We start from the raw sequence: 5,297 nt of genomic DNA on the forward strand, positions 1-5,297 counted from the left end.
TCGTCGGTGACCCGGACGGAGTTGTTGGCGTTCTGGTACTGGACCGAGGTGATGTCCTTGCCGCCGAGGTCCATGTCGAAGCCGGCGTCGCGCAGCGCGCGGATCTTGTCCTCCTCGCGCGCCTTGGTCTCGACGAACTCCACGATGTCGGGGTGGTCGACGTCGAGGACGACCATCTTGGCTGCGCGACGGGTCGCGCCCCCGGACTTGATGGTGCCCGCGGAGGCGTCGGCACCGCGCATGAAGGAAACCGGCCCGGACGCCGTGCCCCCGCTGGAGAGCAGCTCCTTGGACGACCGGATGCGGGAGAGGTTCAGGCCGGCGCCGGAGCCGCCCTTGAAGATGAAGCCCTCCTCCTTGTACCAGTTCAGGATCGAGTCCATCGAGTCGTCGACCGACAGGATGAAGCACGCGGAGACCTGCTGCGGGCTCTGGGTGCCGACGTTGAACCAGACCGGGGAGTTGAAGGAGAAGTACTGATGCACGAGCAGCCAGGTGAGCTCGTGCTCGAACAGCTCGGCGTCGGCGACGGAGGCGAAGTAGCCGTTGTCCTCGCCGCCCTTGCGGTAGGTCTTCACGACCCGGTCGACGAGCTGCTTGAGGCTCCACTCGCGTGCGTCGGTGCCGACGGCGCCACGGAAGTACTTGGTGGTGACGATCGTCGAGGCGTTGACCGACCAGAAGTCGGGGAACTCCACACCGCGCTGCTCGAAGACGGTCTCGCCGGACTTCCAGTTGGTCTGGACGACGTCGCGACGCTCCCACGTGAGCTCGTCGTAGGGGTGCACGCCCTCCGTCGAGAACACCCGCTCCATCTTCAGGCCCTTGCCGGTGCTCTTGCGGGTGCTGCGTGCCGGGCCGCTGGCGGTCTCCGTCATGTGGTGCTCCTCTTCCCCTGTGGTGACGTCGTCGTCGAAATCTGTGCTGTGCCGCTGTGTGCTGGCCGTGCCGTGGTGCTCAATGCTGCTGATGCCGAAGTTGGTGTGCCCGACGCGCCGCTTCCCCACGACGCGCCGGGCAGTCTGTGGGTTACCCGGTGGGTACGGCGGGGGCCTCGACGGGCTCGACCACCGAAGCCGGGTCGACGACCGAGGCGGCCGCCCGCTCCGCTCGGAGCACGGCGATCTCGGCCTCGAAGTCGTCGGCGGACTCGAACGCCCGGTAGACGCTGGCGAACCGCAGGTAGGCGACCTCGTCGAGCTCGCGGAGCGGGCCGAGGATGGCCATGCCGACCTCGTGGGCGGGCACCTCGGCCCAGCCCTCGCTGCGCAGGGTGTCCTCGACCTGCTGGCCGAGGCAGGCCAGGTCGTCCTCGGTGACCGGCCGGCCCTTGCAGGCCTTGCGGACACCGCTGACCGCCTTGTCGCGGGCGAACGGCTCGCTGGCCCCGCTCCGCTTCAACACGGTCAGCTGCATCTGCTCGACGGTCGTGAACCGCTTGTCGCAGGACTGGCAGGTGCGCCGGCGGCGGATCGCGCCACCGTCCTCGGCCACCCGGCTGTCGAGGACCCGGGTGTCGGTGTTGCGGCAGTACGGGCAGTGCACGTCGGCCGCTCCTCTCCCGGTCTCGAAACGCGGTTCTCATACGTGTAGTTCAACGCTCCCCACCGACAGTTTCTGCCCGGATTCCGCCGTGACGCCCTGGTGATCTCGACCAGCTCGATCAACCGGAACCTGGGGGTGAATCTGTGGGTAACGTGGGGACATCTGGCGACTTCCTGTGCGCAACTCACCACTATCTGTGGAGAACTACAGCCGTGTAAGTACTAGATGTAGTGGTAACCCTAGGTCGGCCCCCCAGGGTGCGCAACTTGTTCGGGGAAACTCGTCGAAGAACTTCTCGGAGGCCGGTAAAGCCGCAGGTCAGGGCGGTTCGGGAGGGGTCTTTCCGGCGTGTCGCAAGCCTCGCCGGGCGTGTCGGAGCCGGGTTGCTAGCGGCGCCGAACGGCGGCGTCCACGACCCGTTCGGGTCATTCCCCACTGGTCACACCCGTCCCAGAGGCCTGGCCCACGCCCCCTTGCGGGTCCGGCCGCGGGAGGGGTATCGAAGACGCGTCAGAGCACCGTCCGGAGGGAGTCGACGTGGCCACCTGTGAGGTATGCGGCAACGACTACGAGATGAGCTTCGAGGTGGTCGCCGCCGGCGCGACGCACACCTTCGACAGCTTCGAGTGCGCGATCCATGCGCTGGCCCCGGTGTGCGAGCACTGCGGCTGCAAGGTGATCGGCCACGGCAGCCAGGTCTCCGGCCGGTTCTACTGCTGCGCCCACTGTGCGCGCGAGGCCGAGGGCACCGACGCGGTCGCCGACCACGCCTAGCCCCTCGTGTTCACGGTCGTTGCCGGAGTACGGCGGTAGCGTGGCCGGATGAGCGATCAGCCGAGCGACGAGCCGACCCACTGGCCGACCCACTGCGAGCACTGCGGCACCGAGCTCGCGCACGCCGTGGTGGACATGGACAAGACCAATGCGGACCGGCCGGAGCTGCGGCCCGGGGAGATGGTGGCTGTCGACTACTGCCCAAACCCTGACTGCCCGTCGCACCAGCTCGACGACGAGGAGCCGTCGACACCGGGGTCGCTCGGCGGGGACAGCGGCGGGGCCTAGACACACGCGCCCCGGACGCACGTGTGCCCGGTGGGCGCCTCGCCACCGACTGCGTCGGCCTGCGTGGGTGCCGCACCGGGCACAGCATGCGTCGCGCGGTAGGGGAACACGCGACGGTCCGTCTCTCCATGGAATACCCGTAGGTCCGAAAACCGAAACAGGCGCGCCGAACGGTCCAGTCAGGGAGTCGGCGTGCTGCTTTCCGCGCCGGTGGCTGCGTCGGTGGAGGCGGTGCCGGTCCCGGAGTCCGTCGGGCTGGGAGGCGCGGTGGAGCCCGCCGTCGCGCCCGGGCTGGTAGGCCCGGTGGTCGGCCCTGCGGTCGGACCGGACGTAGGACCGGATGTCGGGCCGGTGGTCGGTCCCGCGGTGGGGCTGGGCTCGCCGGCCGTCGGCGAGGAGGTGGGTCCGGTCGTGGCGGTGCCGGCGCCGGTCGGGGCGGAGGTCGGGCTCGGCCCGCTCGTGGTCCCGGCCGTCGGGCTCGGTCCGGTAGTGCCGCCGGCGGTCGGGCTGGGCCCCGTCGTACTCGCTGTGGCGGTGCCGCTCGGGTCGGCCCCGGGCGAGGAGCGGGGCACGGTGCCGGGCTGGTCGGTCTCGATGACGTCGAGGATCTGCTGCTGGAACTCGTCGAGCTTGTCGTCGATCTGGTCCAGTGGGATGCCGGTGATGGTCTGGCCGAACGCCGCGATCTGCGCCCAGATCTCGTCCAGCTGGGCCCGCGCCTCCTCCGACAGCGGGCCGTCGAGGGTGATGAACAGCTGCTGGGCGAGCGCGTAGGTGAGGCAGTTGACGCAGTTGTAGTTGACCGCGCCGGACAGGTTCTGCGGCACGGCGACGTCGTTGTCGCCGATCACCATCACGACCTGGAACGCGATCGCGACCGAGGCGCAGGTGTTGCAGCTGGCGAAGGCGTAGGCCTCGTTGGTGTTGAGCGCGTCCTCGCCGCCCTCGACCCAGACCATCGCGAGCGCGACGTCGTACTGCACGGTGCCGTCGGTGGTGTTCTCCGCGAGCGCCTGGTTGTCGCCGGGCTCGGGGGCGAGCGGCCGGTTGAACGGGAACACCCAGGCGCTGGGCGCCGCCGGGTCGGTGCCGGGCGCCGCAGACGGGGTGGGGGCGGGCGTCGCCGCGGACGGGTCCGCGGAGGGCGCGGGCGTCGTCGTGCCGACCTCGGCCGGGCTGGGCGCGGCGGTGGCGTCGGTCGACGGCGCGGTCCCGGCGTCGGGGCGCGGGATGAGGACGACGGCGGGGACCGGTTCGGCCTCGGTCGGGACGTTCTGGTCGGTGTCCCAGACGGCCTGGACGGTGCCGCGGTCGCCGCGCGCGATGGTCGGCGCCGTCGCATCCGCGGCCACAGGGGCAGCGGCGGAGGCCAGCGGGTCGGGGGTCGGCTCGGCGAACCCGGGCCGGCCGAGCACCGCCGCGGGCCGGACCAGGTCGGTGATGGTGCCGCGCTCGTCGGGCTGGATCGGCCGGTAGGTGTCGGGGCGCGGCCACCACACCCAGGCCAGGGCGGCGGCGAGCGCGAGGGCGGTGACCGCGGCGACGGTACGTCGGACGGGGCGGCCGGCGGTGGCCCGCCAGGTGGCGACCGAGACCTGCCGGCCGAGCCGGAACAGCATGTAGAGGACCGCCGCCACGGGAAGCACCACGGCGAGCACGGTGAGCACCCGGGCCGCGAGCTGCACCAGGTCACCCTCGGACCAGGCGGCCGCGATCAGGTCCTGCTCCTGCTGGATCCGCGCCCAGGCGGTGCCGAGGATCCGCGGCAGCGTGAGCACCATCGCTACCAGCGCGAGCAGCAGCAGCGGCACCACGACGACGACCCACAGGGTGACGACCGCCCGCGCCCACGGCTTCAGCAGCCGGGCCTCGGGGTCGCCCCACCGCCAGGGCAGCGCGCCGAGCAGGGTCGGCTTGATCCGGTGGAACAGGTCGGGCACGCCGGTGACGTCGGCGAGCACGTGGTAGCCGTCGAAGCGCACCAGCGGGGTGAGCTGCTGGAGCATCTGCAGGATCTGGGTTGCCACCACCAGCAGCAGCGCGTCGTACCCGCTGAACCACCACACGCCGGTGACCGCGACCGCGACGATCGCGTTGAAGTACAACCCGCCGAGGTCGGTGCGCACCCTCCCCCACCTGCCGAGCCGGTAGGAGTCGGTGACGTCGGTGTAGAAGGCGGGCCAGACGAGATAGACCCCGGCGCCCATCACCCCCGGCGTCGCTCCCCCGCGTCTGGCCGCGGCGGCGTGCCCGAACTCGTGGAACCCGGCCGACAGCAGGGTCACCGCGAACACGAGCAGCAGCAGGCCAGGGTGCTCGAACGCCTCGTAGGTCGCCTGCGCGAGCCCCTTCTCGAAGAACACCCACCAGGAGACGACCCCGAAGGCCGCCAGCAGCGGGATCGCGATCAGCGGCGCGAACAGCGCCGCGAACGGCGCGGTGAGGCGTCGAGTGCGCTCGGGGTCGGTGATCGAGTACCGGAACCGCAGCCCCAGCAGCGGGTTGGACCGCTTCAGCTCGGGCTGACCGCCGTCGGCCTTGGCGAGCAAGCCGAGCGGCCGGAGCTGGTCGGTGACCAGGCTGCGGATGTTGTCGGCGCTGACCGTCCGACCGGACCGCTCCGACACCACGGCCGCGACCTGGTCGTAGTCGCGGTGCCCGTCGACCGCCTCCAGGGTCTGGTAGAGCAG

The 5,297-nt window shown here is 71.1% G+C and carries 3 protein-coding genes and 2 pseudogenes; 2 read left to right on the top strand and 3 right to left on the bottom strand.

Annotated features, from left to right (window positions below; genetic code table 11):
- Positions 1-878 (bottom strand): annotated as a pseudogene (locus VFH10_RS04345) (vitamin B12-dependent ribonucleotide reductase); the annotation flags it as partial.
- Between the two features lie 151 nt (positions 879-1,029).
- The gene (gene nrdR, locus VFH10_RS04350) at positions 1,030-1,545 is read right to left on the bottom strand and encodes a transcriptional regulator NrdR (RefSeq protein WP_325126318.1); all 516 of its coding nucleotides are present in this window, start codon (positions 1,543-1,545) and stop codon (positions 1,030-1,032) included.
- Positions 1,546-2,082: 537 nt separating this feature from the next.
- Here nrdR and VFH10_RS04355 point away from each other — a divergent pair.
- Positions 2,083-2,319, top strand: coding sequence for a Prokaryotic metallothionein (locus tag VFH10_RS04355; protein ID WP_325126320.1), 237 nt, complete (start codon positions 2,083-2,085; stop codon positions 2,317-2,319).
- A 48-nt stretch (positions 2,320-2,367) separates the two neighbouring features.
- Complete coding sequence (locus VFH10_RS04360; protein ID WP_325126322.1) at positions 2,368-2,607, top strand: hypothetical protein; 240 nt, start codon at positions 2,368-2,370, stop codon at positions 2,605-2,607.
- A gap of 179 nt (positions 2,608-2,786) precedes the next feature.
- On the opposite strand, the pseudogene VFH10_RS04365 reads toward VFH10_RS04360, so the two are convergent.
- A pseudogene (locus tag VFH10_RS04365) lies at positions 2,787-5,297 on the bottom strand (hypothetical protein); the annotation flags it as partial.

The organism is Nocardioides sp. (assembly GCF_035697785.1).
In the GTDB taxonomy this organism is placed as follows: domain Bacteria; phylum Actinomycetota; class Actinomycetes; order Propionibacteriales; family Nocardioidaceae; genus Nocardioides_B.

What these genes read in the sequence shown, in the direction of transcription:
- VFH10_RS04360 (WP_325126322.1), top strand. Translation starts at nt 2,368, where the DNA reads ATGAGCGATCAGCCGAGCGACGAGCCGACCCACTGGCCGACCCACTGC.